The organism is Bacillus cereus group sp. RP32, from assembly GCF_040459735.1.
Classification (GTDB): Bacteria; Bacillota; Bacilli; order Bacillales; family Bacillaceae_G; genus Bacillus_A; species Bacillus_A wiedmannii.
In genome coordinates, this window is sequence record NZ_JARVHO010000001.1 from 1,087,540 (window position 1) to 1,101,712 (window position 14,173).

The window sequence follows — 14,173 nt, forward strand, 5'->3', positions numbered from 1 at the left end:
ATGAGGGCTTTTTTCATGGGAATAGGATTCCTTCTAATAGGTGTATTATTGCTAGTTGGATGTCAATCCAAGGAGGGTCATATAGAACAAAAATCTACTACTACAAAAACTGAGGAAAAGGTACAAATAACGAAAGAAGAAGAAAAATTGATTCAAGATGTTATGGAGAAATTTGTACTGACGACAAATGAAAAAAATCTTGCTGAACATATGGAGTTATTTTCAAAAAAGATGCCTAGTGCTGAGGATTTAAAAACACAAAAAGAAGCAGCTTTTCAAAAAGGAAATAAGAAAATTGAATTGGAACATATAGATATGAAAGCTAGTAAAGCAGGGTATGTTGTTGTTGAAACAAAGGAAAAGGAAATAGATGGAGAGGTCACTCTTCAGAAGAAAGTACAGTATGCGCTTGGAAAAGAAGAGGGTGGCTGGAAAATTGAAGAAGTTCGCACGATAGGGAAGAAATAAATTGAAACTTTAATTAGGAAGTTTTACTGCTTGTAAATAGCGAAATAAAAAAGGTTCTCATTGGCGAGAACCTTTTTTTATAGTGGTAACATAATTTGATTTGAACATGCTTCGATATCATCAATATCTTGGCGAATGGTTGCCATTTTATTATCAAGATCTTCAGCCTTCATTGCCGCATCATGAAGTTCATCTTTTAAATACTCAGGTATTTTCCCTTCATACTTATAGTAAAGTTTATGTTCTAAACTTGCCCAGAAGTCCATTGCGAGCGTACGTAACTGAATTTCTGCAAAGACTTCTTTTGTACCAGAATTCAGTGATAAAGGATATTTAATAATCATGTGTAAACTTTTATAGCCATTTCCCTTTGGATTGGCGATATAATCTTTTACCTCTATGATTTCCATATCTTCACGCTTTTGAATGACTTCTTTCAAATGATAGATATCTTCTACGAAGCAACATGTAATACGAATGCCGATGATGTCTTGTAAATGCGTTTGGGCATTTTCAACTGTCGGTAATAAATTTTTACGTTCAAGCTTTTTAATAATACTTTCAGGTTGTTTTAATCTTGTTTTTATATGTTCAAACGGGTTGTAATCCTCTAAAAATTGAGCTTCCCGGTTCATAATTTCAAATTTAGTTTTTAACTCTTCTAAAGCAAATGTATACGGTAGTACAAAAGCTTTCCAGTAGTTAACTGTTGATTGATTATATTCCATTTATATACACACCTTTTCCTATTTACAAGTGAGGTTGTTATTATACTAAACACCAAATCATGTAGGCGCAAGCAGCAAATGATGAGATCATAAAACGATATTTAGTTTTCATACTTTCAGCTCCTTTCGATTAAAATTTTATATAAATAAACGTGATTGTTAATAAGTTCACTATGTACAATTCCTATAGTAATAGATTCGTGTGAATTTCGTATGAACTAATTGTTTCAGATTTTTGTCTTTTTTTTGTAATTGACAAATAGAATAAACTTATATAACATACAAATCGTAATCATTACGTTTTAGTTTGCGATCTTTGAAAGAAAGGGGAATTACATATGCGTGTAAATATTACATTGGCTTGTACAGAGTGCGGTGATCGTAATTATATTTCTAAAAAGAATAAACGAAACAATCCAGAGCGCATCGAACTAAAAAAATATTGTCCACGATTAAAGCGAGTAACGATACATCGTGAGACGAAGTAGAAGACTAGAGATATCTCTAGTCTTTTTTGTTTATAGTCATTTAGTTTTATTTGTTATAATTACCTTAAATTGTAATGGAGGAGAGGTATGATGAATCAAAAAGATAAAGAAAGAAAAGAGCAAGTGGCTCATATGATTGATATTCCAGATGATTATAGGCTTGTCGTAGATGATCAAGAAGGTGTGGATGACCCATATCATCTATTATGGTGGGAACATAAAGAGGATGAGGAGAGAACGATACAAATTACGCTGAATAGACATACTGGTAATTTAATCGAATTTAGTATAGATGATAAAAAATATTTTTCGAGTTCGAGTGGTAAGGAAGCGATAGGAGAGAATAAAGCAAGAGAGATTGCAAATGCATTCTTAAAAAAATATACAAAAGAAGAATATGAATTTTATATATATGTAACGGTTAAGGACGACAGGCGTGGTCGGAAAGAAGTAAATTATATGCAAGAAGTAAATGGCTATCCATTACCGAATACAGGGTGTGTTGTGCGAGTTCATCCTTCAGGTAATGTTGTGCATTTTCGTTATAATGGACAAAAAGCTATCGAGAAAAAACCGTTATGGCCAAGTGAAATTGTTGAGGAGAACGTCGTTTTAGAAAATTTGAAAGCTAGACAAGATATGAGACTTGTATTTGTAGATTTAACACACTCTTCATGTGAGTATGAAAATGGAGAAGAAGTAACAGGGAACCATCTTGTATATGAACCAGAACCTAGTCATGCGTTTATTAATGCAAGTACAGGTAAAGATTTATTTGGGCCCGATCATTATAAATTGCCTTCAACTGTAGCTGTTGAAAAACCGAAAAAAGGTAGCCGGCCAGACGATATATTCGATTTGTTTGAATGGAATAAAGAAAATTTTACAAAAGTAGCTGAGACGGAAAATGATGATGAAATAAGAATGAAATTTGTTCCGAAAGAGGAATTACAAAAACAGAAAGAAGAAAAGAATCCATATTTAATGAATGAATTCTTTAAAAAGCATTTACCGATGTTAAAATATAATAATTTAATTGGCATTACGGTTGATAAATCTACCAATGAATTAACTGGTTTTATAAAACTGACAGACGATAAAGAAGTAAAGCAAATATTTCCTAGAGAGGAATGTTTACAAAAAGCACTTCAATTTTTGGAACAAGTTATTCCAGATGTCACACAATATCTACGTCTTTGGGAAGAACGTGAAGAAGCAGAAGATGGGATTGAAAGATTTACCTTTTCCGTATATGTGAATGGCATTCCGGCAGAGTATAAGCAATTTATGGTTAATATCAATGCGGAAAATGGGGCTGTGGTGCATTATTCCGGAGAGTCTAGCAACCTTATAAAAGAATTGCTTACATACGAAACAACACCAAAAGTAAAAAAGGAAAAAGCGTTAGCAATATACAGAGGGGCCATGCGAGTTAATTTAGAATGGTTTTTAGAAAATGACGTAGAGGAAACGAACTACGAACTACTGTATAAACAAACGACGGATGAAAATTATAAAGAATCCTTCGATTGTAGTCGAGAAATTCGTTATATTGATGCGCATACGGGGGAAAAGATTTGGAGTGAATAGTTTTATGAAAAGCCAATCGAGAATCTCGATTGGCTTTTAGTTATATGAATAAGAGATATTAGTGGATTTTAAGTATGCCTTTTTGAGCTTCATACCAATCATATATATTTCCATCCGAACCTACTGCAAAGTTGTAAACGCGTTGGCGCTCGCCCTCTCCACGTGCATAGAAAACATCGTATAGTTTAATTCCGTTGATTATTCCGATAGGTTCAGTTGTGGCGCCATAGTGTAGTTGAGCTGTTTGAGGTCCCATCGTTTTTTCTAAGATTTTTATGGCATCCTCACTTGTGAATGTAGTAATATCGGCGGGTTTGTTTATTGGTTCATTCGATTGTTTCCCAGTTTGTTTATTAACTTGTTGATTTTCTTGTGTATTTTTAAATTCTGATTCAGTTAATGTGCTACCCTCACTCCCATTAACAATAATTTCTCCTGTTTGTTTATGAACAGAAAAGGTGAAATCAGCACGATAATTATCAAATTGAGGCGTGAAAGTATAGTAATCAGTACCCAGTTTATTATTAATTTTATTTTTTGCCGAGCTTTCACTAGGTAGAAGATTGTATGTAACTTCATTTTCATCTAATGTTCCGAATTTTTGGATGAGGATTTCTTTAGCCTTGCTTGCTGTTATGTTTATATTTGTAGCGTTGTCTTGTTTTTCTTTAATTTTTGTCTGTTCTTCAGGTTTTACTGGATCTTCAGGCATTGCTTGGTTTTTAGTTTTTGTTTGATTTTTAGCTTTTTCCTGTTCTTCGGGTTTGTTCTTGTTTTCGGTGTTTGTATTATCTTTTGTTGTCACAGTTTCCTTTTTGTTGTTATCAGTTTGTGTATTTGTATTTTGTTGTTCACAGGCTGAAAGTAGGAAGAGTGATAAAATGAGTACGATAGAGTTTCTGATTTTTACAGTTGAGTATGGCATGAAAACACCTCTTTCTAATTTTTTGCACTTTGTAAATTATAATATAATGAAAATGTAATTCAAGCGATAGGGTTCATTTAGTTCTCCAATAAGTTAAGGGTTCCATATTTGCTTAGTACAGACACAAACAACCTCACGCCCACATACACATAGTAAAGACCACTATTTTGGCGGAGGTGAAAGGTTTGAGTCTATTCGCCGCAATTGGATATATGGTTCGAGAAGTGTTTGTCTTTGTTTCTTATGTGAAGAATAATGCGTTTCCGCAGCCGTTATCATCAGACGATGAGAGAAAGTACTTAGAGTTAATGGAGCAAGGTGATGCTCAAGCGAGAAATCTGTTAATTGAACATAATTTACGGCTTGTAGCTCATATCGTTAAAAAATTTGAAAACACAGGGGAAGATGCAGAAGATTTAATTTCAATTGGTACAATTGGGCTCATTAAAGCGATCGAGAGCTATTCGGCAGGAAAAGGCACAAAACTTGCGACGTATGCAGCACGCTGTATTGAAAATGAAATTTTAATGCATTTACGTGTACTGAAAAAAACGAAAAAAGACGTTTCACTTCATGATCCAATCGGGCAAGATAAAGAGGGGAATGAAATATCGCTTATCGATATATTAAAATCAGAGTCTGAAGATGTAATTGATATGATTCAGCTTAGTATGGAGTTAGAAAAGATTAAAGAGTATATCGATATTTTAGACGAACGAGAGAAAGAAGTAATCGTGAAGCGTTTTGGACTGGGGCTTGATAAGGAGAAAACGCAACGAGAGATTGCGAAGGCACTTGGTATTTCCAGAAGCTACGTATCAAGAATTGAAAAGCGCGCTTTAATGAAAATGTTCCATGAATTTGTAAGAGCTGAGAAAGAGAAAAAAGCGAAAGAATAATGTACATTGCAAGCAGCCATATTTTAAAATGGGCTGCTTTTCTTTTTGTAAATAAGGAAAGAAAAAGAGTTGTGTTCAGAAGAAATCTATGTTCACTGTTGAAAATGACGGATTCTATCTGTAATATTAGAGGGTGCTAAACAATTTAAGAATAATACCATACTTAGTTTTCCGCATGTATAATGAAACAGTTCTATATGATATGTGGGAATAAGAACCAATTTTACATATGATATAGAAGGAAAAGAAGGGGAAGCTAAAGTTATAGACTGATTAGGAGGTTTCGCAATTTGCGACGTACATTATATCGACTTATGATCGAACTTACAAATGGTCGTTTTACTTCTTATATATTACGTAAATTTGCACAATCTCGTTTGAGCTCTATCATTATTCCATCGTATGCGAAAGTTTTTCAAATTAACCAAGATGAGATGGAAAAGGGTTTGAAGGAATATAGAACATTGCATGAATTATTTACGCGTAAGCTAAAAGAAGGAAAGCGTAGTGTTGATACAGATGCATCGAGTATCGTTAGTCCTGTTGATGGTGTTTTTGCTGATCACGGTCCTATTGAGGACACAAAAACATTTGATATTAAAGGTAAGCGTTATTCAATCGTGGATATGCTAGGTAATGAAGAACGTGCAAAGCGATATGCAGGTGGTACATACATGGTTATTTATTTAAGCCCAAGTCATTATCATCGTATTCATAGTCCGCTTTCTGGTTCTGTGACTGAAAGGTTTGTACTTGGTAGAAAGTCATATCCGGTAAATGCAGCTGGTATGGAATATGGGAAAGAGCCATTGTCAAAAAATTATCGCTCTGTTACAGAAGTAAATAGTGACGGTGAACATATGGCACTTGTAAAAGTAGGAGCTATGTTTGTTAATAGTATTGAGCTGTTGCATGAAAGAGACACTGTTCAAAAAGGTGAAGAAATGGCATACTTTACATTTGGCTCAACAGTTGTGTTATTGTTTGAAAAAGATATGATAGAAGTAGTGCAGGAATTGAAGAGTGGACAAGAGCTTCGTCTTGGTGAAAAAATTGCTACTCGTTCGGCTCATAAGTAAAGAAAACATTTTATAACTGTAAGCAAGAGTTATGGACAAAGATGCTTAATGATGAAATTCCCTAGATGGGAGTACTTGTTTATTCGAGAGCCATCGCAGGATGGCTCTTTTTACAAGTTAGCTCATTAAAATTTCACTTTATATGTAATCAAGATGATTTGACAAGCTTGTCCTCTAATGAGCGTCTAATCATTTCTTGTTTTATAAGTAAAATGAAGTCGGGATTTAATTTTAGTTCTTTTGCTTTATAATAAGACTCAGTGAGTAACTCAGTAGACAACTGTTCCATATATTTTGTTTTCAAGGTGAGTCACCTCCTAATAATTTAAGGATTGATTCGTTGTTGCATTTAATGTACCAAAAAAATATGACAGTCACAAACGAGTGGTTATCCACATACCTAGGTGGATAAAATGTGTATATATTGTTAGTAAATTCCAAATTAGCTGAAAAATTAATGTGGAAAATGTGTACAATTTTATCCACAGGTCATATATCGAAATATGTTGTCGAAAAATTTTTATGAAAACTCCTCAAAGAGGTGAAAGAAATTGAAGCTATTTTTACCAAATGAATATGTGAAAAATGTATATCATGTTCAACCAGAAGATTTGAAAAAACGTGGAATTAAAGGTGTCATTACTGATTTAGATAACACGTTAATTGAATGGGATCGTCCAAATGCAACGCCACAACTTGAAGAATGGTTTTTGAAAATGAAAGAGCAAGGTATTCAAGTAACGGTCGTTTCAAATAATAATGAGCAACGTGTGAAAGACTTTGCTGATCCATTAGGTATTCCATTTATTCATAGTGCGCGTAAACCATTTGTTCGCGCGTTTAAGCGTGCGATACAAGAGATGCGTTTACAACCAGATGAAGTTGTAGTAATTGGAGATCAGTTACTAACGGATGTTTTAGGTGGAAACCGAGTGGGACTTCATACAATTTTAGTTGTACCGGTAGCACAAACCGACGGATTAGTAACGCGCTTTAATCGGAAAATTGAACGAAGAATTATGAGAAATATGAAGAAAAAAGGTTTAATTAACTGGGAGGAATAAAGTTTGACTGAAACAATTAAATGTATTGGTTGCGGTGTAGAAATTCAAACAGAAGATAAAAACGAAGTGGGATATGCTCCTACCTCATCTTTAGAGAAAGAACAAGTAATTTGTCAACGCTGTTTTCGCTTGAAACATTATAACGAAATTCAAGATGTATCATTAACAGATGATGACTTCCTACGCATTTTAAATGGAATTGGAAAATCGGATGCGTTAGTAGTTAAAATTGTAGATATTTTTGATTTTAATGGTAGCTGGTTACCTGGCCTACATCGTTTCGTGGGAAATAATAAAGTATTACTTGTTGGAAATAAAGCTGATTTAATTCCTAAGTCAGTAAAACATGATAAAGTAAAGCATTGGATGCGCTATAGTGCAAAGCAGCTAGGATTAAAGCCAGAAGATGTCTTTTTAATTAGTGCAGCAAAGGGACAAGGGATTGCTGAGTTGGCAGATGCTATTGAGTATTACCGCGGCGGAAAAGATGTTTACGTTGTTGGATGTACGAATGTAGGAAAATCAACATTTATTAATCGTATGATTAAAGAATTTAGTGATGAGACTGAAAATGTAATTACAACATCTCATTTCCCAGGAACAACACTTGATTTAATTGATATTCCGTTAGACGAAGAATCTTCTTTATATGATACGCCAGGTATTATTAACCACCATCAAATGGCTCATTATGTTGGAAAAGAAAGCTTAAAGCTTATTACACCAACAAAAGAAATTAAGCCAATGGTGTTCCAATTAAATGAAGAACAAACATTATTCTTCAGTGGATTGGCACGTTTTGATTATGTAAGTGGTGGTCGTCGTGCATTTACTTGTCACTTCTCGAATCGTTTAACAATCCATCGTACAAAGCTTGAGAAAGCAGATGAATTGTATAAAAATCATGCTGGGGATTTACTAAGCCCGCCAACACCAGAAGAATTAGAAAATATGCCAGAGTTAGTGAAATACGAATTTAATATTCGTGAACCAAAAACGGATGTTGTATTCTCTGGATTAGGATGGGTTACGGTAAACGAACCGGGAGCAAAAATTGTTGCACACGTACCAAAAGGAGTAAGTGTTTCGCTACGTAAATCTTTAATTTAATATGGAGAGGGATTTATGAAACAATTATATGGTGTAATCGGAAATCCAATTGGACATTCATTATCGCCTGTTATGCATAACGATGCATTTGAACACTTGAATATGGATGCCCATTATCATGCATTTCTTGTTAAAGAGGAAGTGCTAGGGGAAGCAGTAAGAGGTTTAAAAGCATTAGGTATTTCAGGATTTAATGTAACCACTCCGCACAAAGTTGCTATTATGGATTATTTGGATGAGATTGACCCGCTAGCAAAACAAATTGGTGCAGTAAATACAGTGGTTCATAAGGATGGGAAATTGATTGGCTACAATACAGATGGAATTGGTTTTGTCCGAGCGCTGCAGTCAATTAGTAGTGAACCACTTCAGGAGAAACGTATTTTATTGCTTGGCGCAGGTGGTGCTAGTCGAGCTATTTATTTTTCTCTTGCTGATGTAGGTGTGAAAGAGATTGATGTAGCTAATCGTACAGTAGATAAGGCGAAAGAACTTATTGCTGCATGTACAGCTACTGTTCATTCTGTTCCTTTATCTTTAGAAAAAGCAACAGAAGAACAAGGGAATTATGATATTATCATTCAGACGACAACAATAGGTATGCATCCACGCGTCGAATATACGCCATTACAAATTTCTTCGTTAAAAAAAGGGACGATTGTATCAGATATAATTTATAATCCATTTGAAACGAAAATTTTATGTGAGGCAAAAGAGCAAGGTGCGATGATTCAAAATGGTATTGATATGTTTGTTTATCAAGGTGCACTTGCATTTGAAATGTGGACAGGGCGTGTACCGAATATCGATAGAATGAAACAATTAGTTATAAGAAAGCTTGGAGGCTAACATATATGTTAACAGGAAAACAAAAAAGATTTTTACGTGCACAAGCACATCATTTAACACCAATTTTTCAAGTAGGAAAAGGCGGAGTAAATGAAAATATGATTAAACAAATCGCAGATACTTTAGAAGTTCGTGAACTATTTAAAGTAAGTGTGCTACAAAACTGTGAATTCGATCGTCGTGAAGTTGCAGAAGAACTTGCAAAAGGCGCACGTGCTGAAATCGTTCAAGTAATTGGAAGTACAATCGTTTTATACAAAGAATCTAGAGAAAATAAACAAATTAAACTTCCTCGATCAAAAGACTAGCATATGCTATTTTTTTATCGTTAGTGCGTAATGATGTAGAGAGCGAAACCAATTGAACTTTTATTAACAGTGAACTCTCTTCGGATAGGAATGAAGAGAGTTACTGTAGGTAAAAGGAAGGGGCGTTTCTTTTGAGAAAAATTGGCATCATTGGCGGTACATTTGATCCGCCACATTATGGGCATTTGCTAATTGCAAATGAAGTATATCATGCTTTGAATTTAGAAGAAGTATGGTTCTTACCGAACCAAATTCCACCGCATAAACAAGGACGGAATATTACAAGTGTAGAAAATCGCTTACAAATGTTAGAGCTTGCGACTGAGGCGGAGGAACATTTTTCTATTTGTTTAGAAGAGCTAAGCAGGAAGGGCCCATCTTATACGTATGACACTATGTTACAATTGACGAAGAAGTATCCGGATGTGCAGTTTCACTTTATTATTGGTGGAGATATGGTTGAGTATTTACCGAAGTGGTATAACATTGAAGCGTTACTCGATCTTGTGACGTTTGTTGGGGTTGCAAGACCTGGTTATACATTGCGTACGCCTTATCCTATCACCACTGTGGAAATTCCGGAGTTTGCAGTTTCTTCATCTTTATTGCGTGAGAGATATAAAGAGAAGCGAACATGTAAATATTTACTTCCTGAAAAAGTACAGGTGTATATCGAGAGGAATGGGTTGTATGAATCGTGAGAAAGCACTTCATATTGTCAAACAACAAATGCATGAAAAACGTTACATACACACAATTGGTGTAATGGAGACAGCAATTGAACTTGCTAAGTTATACGGTGTGGATGAAAAAAAGGCTGAAGTTGCAGCTATATTCCATGATTATGCGAAGTGTAGAGCGATTTCTGAGATGGAAGAGATTATTAAAAGTGAAGATTTGCCGAAAGATTTACTTTGTTATAACAAAGAGTTATGGCATGCGCCTGTTGGGGCATACTTAGTAGAAAAAGAAGTAGGCATTACGGATCATGAAATCCTGCAAGCTATTACATATCATACAAGTGGTCATGAGAAAATGACGATGTTAGATAAAGTAATTTATGTAGCTGATTACATTGAGCCTGGGCGAAAGTTTCCAGGGGTGGAGGAAGCTCGTAAACTCGCATATACGGATATAAATCAAGCTTTATTATTTGCGTTAAAGCGAACAATTCAATTTTTAATGGAAAAAAATCAAACGATTTATCCATTAACATTCCAAACATACAACGCAGTTATCAAGGAGGAAATTAGTAAATGAAAGATAAAGAGTTATTAGTATTAGCAGCAAAAGCAGCTGATGATAAGAGAGCAGAAGATATGGTTGTCCTAAATATGCAAGGTATTTCACCAATTGCAGATTATTTCATTATTTGTCACGGTAACTCAGATAAGCAAGTGCAAGCAATTGCGCGTGAAATTAAATCAAAAGCACATGAGTTCCAAATCGACGTACAACGTATGGAAGGTTTTGACGAAGCACGCTGGGTACTAGTTGACCTTGGAGATGTAGTTGCTCATGTATTCCATAAAGATGAGCGTAATCACTATAATTTAGAGCGTCTTTGGGGCGATGTGCCACGTGAGGATATTACAGACGAGCTAGACCAATGAAATACGAACAATTTGCATTGTTGTACGACGAACTAATGAATGATGTTCCTTATGATAAATGGGTGGAATTTACAGAGGAGAGTTTACAGCAAGCGGATATGAAAGAGGCGAAGATTCTTGATGTAGCATGCGGTACTGGTAATGTAACACTTCCGCTTGTACAAAAGGGTTACGATTTAATCGGTGTCGATCTTTCAGAAGAGATGTTAACGGTCGCTCAGCAAAAACTGGGCGGAGAAGGATACTTTATTCCTTTTTACCAACAAGACATGCGAGAGCTTGACGTTCCAGGTGAGTTTGACTGTGTAACGATCTTTTGTGATTCATTAAACTATGTATTGCAAGAAGATGGAGTGCAAGAAACATTTCGAAGAGTGTTTCACCATTTACGTCAAGATGGTTTGTTTTTATTTGATGTACATTCTTTATATAAAATACATCATGTATTTCAAAATGAAACATACACAGTGAATGGAGAAGAAATATCTCTTATTTGGAATTGCTTCCCTGGTGAAGAATCAAATAGTGTAGAACATGATTTAACATTCTTTGTTCAAGACCCAGAAGAAGATGTGTACCATCGTTTTGACGAATGTCACGTGCAACGTGCATATCAGGTCGAAGAGTTAACGAAATGGCTTGAAGAAGCTGGTTTTACCGTGCTTCGCGTCACTGGTGACTTTGAGCGACTTGAAGTTACAGAACAAACAGAGCGTATTTTCTTCATGGCGAAGAAAAACGGGTAAAACAAAAGCAACCGAGAAGGTTGCTTTTGTTTTGTAAAGAAGTTGTAATTTTAGTTCTAGCATAATAAGAAGATGATATACGTGAAGTGTGAAAATACTAGTTTAAGTGAAAGTGTAATGTAAAAAAGTAAGTATTTATAAAAAGGATTTGGAATGACGATGACGTATTTATTATGTGTGTTTATTGAATTGTTGATCGACGCATTTTAAATCTTCATCAAATTTCTCATGTGTCCGCTCAATTAATTTATGAAACATATCCCCAACATGTTCTTCTAAAACACGAATGCCTTCTCCTGTAACGCCGCCTTTAACACATACTTTTTCTTGTAAAGTAGGCAATGTGAAAATCTCTTTTTCAAGTAGTTTCCCCATTCCAACGACCATTTCACTTACTAAAGTAGTGGCTTCTTCATGTGTAATATTTGTTTTATCTACAGCAGCGTTAATGAAACATTGTAATAAATAACTAAAGAATGCAGGGCCGCAGCTTGCTATATCAGATGAAACGCGCGTTATATCTTCTTCTATCATAAGGGGAGTAGAAATGTTTTTGAATAGGCGAAATAGCTTTTGTTGCCACTCTTCAGAGCATTTACTTCCAAATGTAAATAGTGATGCACCAGACAGGGCGCGGTTTGTAATGCTTGGAATGATACGTGCAACGTGGCAAGGTACAAGTGTCTCTAATTGTGACGGAGATATTGGACTTGTGATAGAAACTAAGCACTTTTCATCAGAAAAATGTTCAGCGTATTTTTGTAGGATCGGGTATATATCTATCGGCTTTACACAAATAAAAATAAGATGTGATCGTTCGATTACCTCATCGATAGTTTTGGCTATATGAACAGAAGGGTATTTTTCCTTTATATGATATGCTTTGGCGGGCGTTCGATTAATGATTGTAAGGCACGAAGGTTTGACAGCACGGGTTTCTAAAAATGCGTCGATTAGTATATTCCCCATGTTCCCTGTCCCTATAATTCCTATGTTCAATGTTTCATCCCTCCTTCGTAACAGCTTTCTCCTAAACAATATGAATGATGTTATAAATTTATGATTAGAGGTGTAAAATGATGTGGGATTTTCCAAAGAAATGGTTAGGATTAGTAGCTATTATTGGAACTGTACTTTTTCTTCTTTTTTGGAAAACGAACCAGCATACAGAGCGAACGGTCATTGCAACGGATGTTCAAGCGAAAGAGCTAGAGAAGAAAAGTAAACCAAAAATATCGGATACAAAGCAGCAAAAAAAAATAATTGTAATTGATATGAAAGGGGCTGTTGTTAAAGAAGGGGTGTATGAAATGAAAGAAGGGGACCGGGTCAAGGATGCTATTGAAAAGGCCGGTGGTTTTTTACCCGAGGCAGATAGGAAGAAGGTGAATTTAGCACAAATGGTACAAGACCAAATGATCCTTTATGTACCGAATGAAAACGAACAAGTGCAAGAGGTAGCTGCTATTTCAAAGGGGGAGGGGAAAGTTCAAATAAATGTGGCTTCTAAAGAACAACTTGAAAAAATTACAGGCATTGGTTCTCGGAAAGCAGAAAATATTTTGAAATATCGAGAAGAACATGGTCCTTTTCAGAAAATAGAAGATTTGTTAGAGATTGATGGGATTGGTGTGAAGTCATTGGAAAAAATAAAAGATCAAATTATTATTCCGTAAAAGATTGACGAAGTTTTTCTTCATTCGCTACACTACAAGTAGACAAAAAAGTAGGTGAAAAATATGGAACGAATTTCATGGGATCAATATTTTATGACGCAAAGCCATCTGCTATCTTTACGTAGTACATGTACAAGGCTTGCAGTAGGAGCGACAATCGTTCGTGATAAACGAATTATTGCTGGTGGATATAATGGTTCAATTAAAGGTGGCGTACATTGTATAGATGATGGATGCTACGTTATTGATAATCATTGTGTTCGTACAATTCACGCAGAAATGAATGCTTTATTACAGTGTGCAAAATTCGGTGTGAAAACGGAGGAAGCGGAAATTTATGTTACGCATTTCCCTTGTTTACAATGCTGTAAGGCGATTATTCAAAGTGGTATTACAGCAGTTTATTATGCGCAGGATTATAAAAATCATCCATATGCCGTAGAGTTATTTGAAAAAGCGAATGTAACAGTGAAACACGTTCCGCTAGAATATAATATTGCAGCATTAGAGGATCAAAAGCGTCATATGGAGTTAAAAGAACTATTTGCATCTTTAGAAAAAGAAAACTTATCAATGGAAGAATTACAGCATGTATTCACGAAAGCAAAAATGATGCTATAAGGAGTGAGT

Annotated in this window: 19 protein-coding genes; 15 read left to right on the forward strand and 4 right to left on the reverse strand. The window is 35.2% G+C overall.

Going from position 1 to position 14,173, the window contains the following annotated elements:
* Complete coding sequence (locus tag QCI46_RS05600) at window positions 1-468, forward strand: hypothetical protein (RefSeq protein WP_353839769.1); 468 nt, start codon at window positions 1-3, stop codon at window positions 466-468.
* 77 nt (window positions 469-545) lie between these two features.
* On the opposite strand, the gene QCI46_RS05605 is transcribed toward QCI46_RS05600, so the two are convergent.
* Window positions 546-1,196, reverse strand: a complete 651-nt coding sequence (locus QCI46_RS05605; protein ID WP_000456215.1) for a GTP pyrophosphokinase — start codon at window positions 1,194-1,196, stop codon at window positions 546-548.
* Between the two features lie 338 nt (window positions 1,197-1,534).
* Here QCI46_RS05605 and rpmG point away from each other — a divergent pair, with 338 nt between their 5' ends.
* Window positions 1,535-1,684 (forward strand): 50S ribosomal protein L33, encoded by a 150-nt coding sequence (gene rpmG / locus QCI46_RS05610; RefSeq protein WP_353839770.1) that lies wholly within the window; start codon window positions 1,535-1,537, stop codon window positions 1,682-1,684.
* Window positions 1,685-1,774: 90 nt separating this feature from the next.
* Complete coding sequence (locus QCI46_RS05615) at window positions 1,775-3,274, forward strand: YcdB/YcdC domain-containing protein (protein ID WP_353841837.1); 1,500 nt, start codon at window positions 1,775-1,777, stop codon at window positions 3,272-3,274.
* A 58-nt stretch (window positions 3,275-3,332) separates the two neighbouring features.
* Here QCI46_RS05615 and QCI46_RS05620 read toward each other — a convergent pair whose 3' ends face one another.
* Window positions 3,333-4,199 (reverse strand): hypothetical protein, encoded by an 867-nt coding sequence (locus QCI46_RS05620; protein ID WP_353839771.1) that lies wholly within the window; start codon window positions 4,197-4,199, stop codon window positions 3,333-3,335.
* 185 nt (window positions 4,200-4,384) lie between these two features.
* Between QCI46_RS05620 and sigK the strand changes: the two genes are divergently transcribed.
* Window positions 4,385-5,098, forward strand: coding sequence for an RNA polymerase sporulation sigma factor SigK (gene sigK / locus QCI46_RS05625; protein ID WP_000051382.1), 714 nt, complete (start codon window positions 4,385-4,387; stop codon window positions 5,096-5,098).
* 290 nt (window positions 5,099-5,388) lie between these two features.
* On the forward strand, window positions 5,389-6,177 hold the full coding sequence (locus QCI46_RS05630; protein WP_001255007.1) for a phosphatidylserine decarboxylase: 789 nt from the start codon (window positions 5,389-5,391) through the stop codon (window positions 6,175-6,177).
* A gap of 148 nt (window positions 6,178-6,325) precedes the next feature.
* Here the strand turns inward: QCI46_RS05630 and sda are convergent, their stop codons facing one another.
* Window positions 6,326-6,481: a sporulation histidine kinase inhibitor Sda gene (gene sda, locus QCI46_RS05635; RefSeq protein ID WP_000853283.1), complete on the reverse strand. Its 156-nt coding sequence runs from the start codon at window positions 6,479-6,481 to the stop codon at window positions 6,326-6,328.
* A gap of 247 nt (window positions 6,482-6,728) precedes the next feature.
* Between sda and QCI46_RS05640 the strand changes: the two genes are divergently transcribed.
* The 8 genes from QCI46_RS05640 (at window position 6,729) to QCI46_RS05675 (ending at window position 11,867) form a co-directional block, all read left to right on the forward strand.
* On the forward strand, window positions 6,729-7,241 hold the full coding sequence (locus QCI46_RS05640) for a YqeG family HAD IIIA-type phosphatase (protein ID WP_000765310.1): 513 nt from the start codon (window positions 6,729-6,731) through the stop codon (window positions 7,239-7,241).
* A 3-nt stretch (window positions 7,242-7,244) separates the two neighbouring features.
* Entirely contained in the window at window positions 7,245-8,351 is a 1,107-nt protein-coding gene (yqeH, locus tag QCI46_RS05645; RefSeq protein WP_048541493.1) for a ribosome biogenesis GTPase YqeH, read from the forward strand.
* 15 nt (window positions 8,352-8,366) lie between these two features.
* Window positions 8,367-9,200 carry a shikimate dehydrogenase gene (aroE, locus tag QCI46_RS05650; RefSeq protein WP_353839772.1) on the forward strand — a complete coding sequence of 278 codons (834 nt, stop codon included), beginning with the start codon at window positions 8,367-8,369 and terminating at the stop codon, window positions 9,198-9,200.
* 5 nt (window positions 9,201-9,205) lie between these two features.
* The gene (gene yhbY / locus QCI46_RS05655; RefSeq protein WP_048541496.1) at window positions 9,206-9,508 is read left to right on the forward strand and encodes a ribosome assembly RNA-binding protein YhbY; all 303 of its coding nucleotides are present in this window, start codon (window positions 9,206-9,208) and stop codon (window positions 9,506-9,508) included.
* Window positions 9,509-9,639: 131 nt separating this feature from the next.
* On the forward strand, window positions 9,640-10,209 hold the full coding sequence (nadD, locus tag QCI46_RS05660) for a nicotinate-nucleotide adenylyltransferase (protein WP_001226041.1): 570 nt from the start codon (window positions 9,640-9,642) through the stop codon (window positions 10,207-10,209).
* On the forward strand, window positions 10,199-10,768 hold the full coding sequence (yqeK, locus tag QCI46_RS05665) for a bis(5'-nucleosyl)-tetraphosphatase (symmetrical) YqeK (protein ID WP_048541499.1): 570 nt from the start codon (window positions 10,199-10,201) through the stop codon (window positions 10,766-10,768). The genes nadD and yqeK overlap by 11 nt, the downstream gene beginning before the upstream one ends.
* Complete coding sequence (gene rsfS, locus QCI46_RS05670; RefSeq protein ID WP_000653210.1) at window positions 10,765-11,121, forward strand: ribosome silencing factor; 357 nt, start codon at window positions 10,765-10,767, stop codon at window positions 11,119-11,121. Before yqeK ends, rsfS begins: the two co-directional genes overlap by 4 nt.
* Entirely contained in the window at window positions 11,118-11,867 is a 750-nt protein-coding gene (locus tag QCI46_RS05675) for a class I SAM-dependent methyltransferase (RefSeq protein ID WP_000873069.1), read from the forward strand. Before rsfS ends, QCI46_RS05675 begins: the two co-directional genes overlap by 4 nt.
* 171 nt (window positions 11,868-12,038) lie before the next feature.
* Here the strand turns inward: QCI46_RS05675 and comER are convergent, their stop codons facing one another.
* Entirely contained in the window at window positions 12,039-12,866 is an 828-nt protein-coding gene (gene comER, locus QCI46_RS05680) for a late competence protein ComER (RefSeq protein ID WP_098076748.1), read from the reverse strand.
* A gap of 77 nt (window positions 12,867-12,943) precedes the next feature.
* Here comER and QCI46_RS05685 point away from each other — a divergent pair, with 77 nt between their 5' ends.
* Entirely contained in the window at window positions 12,944-13,543 is a 600-nt protein-coding gene (locus tag QCI46_RS05685) for a helix-hairpin-helix domain-containing protein (protein ID WP_353839773.1), read from the forward strand.
* 63 nt (window positions 13,544-13,606) lie between these two features.
* Window positions 13,607-14,164 (forward strand): ComE operon protein 2, encoded by a 558-nt coding sequence (locus tag QCI46_RS05690; RefSeq protein ID WP_000439786.1) that lies wholly within the window; start codon window positions 13,607-13,609, stop codon window positions 14,162-14,164.
* Window positions 14,165-14,173: the final 9 nt, after the last annotated feature.

Coding starts and splice junctions, on each gene's coding strand:
- QCI46_RS05600 (WP_353839769.1), top strand. CDS start 1: ATGAGGGCTTTTTTCATGGGAATAGGATTCCTTCTAATAGGTGTATTA.
- QCI46_RS05605 (WP_000456215.1), bottom strand. CDS start 1,196: ATGGAATATAATCAATCAACAGTTAACTACTGGAAAGCTTTTGTACTA.
- rpmG (WP_353839770.1), top strand. CDS start 1,535: ATGCGTGTAAATATTACATTGGCTTGTACAGAGTGCGGTGATCGTAAT.
- QCI46_RS05615 (WP_353841837.1), top strand. CDS start 1,775: ATGAATCAAAAAGATAAAGAAAGAAAAGAGCAAGTGGCTCATATGATT.
- QCI46_RS05620 (WP_353839771.1), bottom strand. CDS start 4,199: ATGCCATACTCAACTGTAAAAATCAGAAACTCTATCGTACTCATTTTA.
- aroE (WP_353839772.1), top strand. CDS start 8,367: ATGAAACAATTATATGGTGTAATCGGAAATCCAATTGGACATTCATTA.
- yhbY (WP_048541496.1), top strand. CDS start 9,206: ATGTTAACAGGAAAACAAAAAAGATTTTTACGTGCACAAGCACATCAT.
- yqeK (WP_048541499.1), top strand. CDS start 10,199: ATGAATCGTGAGAAAGCACTTCATATTGTCAAACAACAAATGCATGAA.
- rsfS (WP_000653210.1), top strand. CDS start 10,765: ATGAAAGATAAAGAGTTATTAGTATTAGCAGCAAAAGCAGCTGATGAT.
- QCI46_RS05675 (WP_000873069.1), top strand. CDS start 11,118: ATGAAATACGAACAATTTGCATTGTTGTACGACGAACTAATGAATGAT.
- QCI46_RS05685 (WP_353839773.1), top strand. CDS start 12,944: ATGATGTGGGATTTTCCAAAGAAATGGTTAGGATTAGTAGCTATTATT.
- QCI46_RS05690 (WP_000439786.1), top strand. CDS start 13,607: ATGGAACGAATTTCATGGGATCAATATTTTATGACGCAAAGCCATCTG.